Below are 378 nucleotides of genomic sequence, written 5' to 3'. Positions count from 1 at the left end.
GTGGATAAAACCGTGTCTGTACGGTGCGGAAGAACCGTTCGATTTTTCCCTTGCTTTGCGGGTCATACGGCTGAGTGTGGATGAGTGTAATCCCCATCTCGGCGCACGCATACTGCAGCACCTCGGACCGATAAATTTTCCCGTTGTCCGAGTAAATGCGTTTTGGCTTCCCGCAACGAAGCACCGCTTCCTTTGTGACGATCCGCAGCCCGTCAAATTTCTCCGAAGGGAAAAATTGGGCATACGGCACCAACCGCGAGCAGTCATCAATATACGCGATCAAAAACGTTTTCTGGGCTTTCCCATGGACTCGAATTGTGGGTCCATGGGATAAGTCCCCTTGCCATAGCTCATTGATCTGGTCATACGCAAAACGCT

The 378-nt window shown here is 51.3% G+C and carries 1 protein-coding gene; it reads right to left on the bottom strand.

From position 1 onward, the window contains the following. A partial coding sequence (locus tag ETC02_RS17170) for a DDE-type integrase/transposase/recombinase (protein ID WP_171698500.1) occupies nt 1-378 on the bottom strand: 378 nt, incomplete at both ends.

The organism is Geobacillus sp. DSP4a (assembly GCF_013096875.1).
Taxonomy (GTDB): domain Bacteria; phylum Bacillota; class Bacilli; order Bacillales; family Anoxybacillaceae; genus Geobacillus; species Geobacillus thermophilus.
Note: the sequence above shows the minus strand (reverse complement) of the source record. Positions and strands in the feature narration are given on the sequence as shown.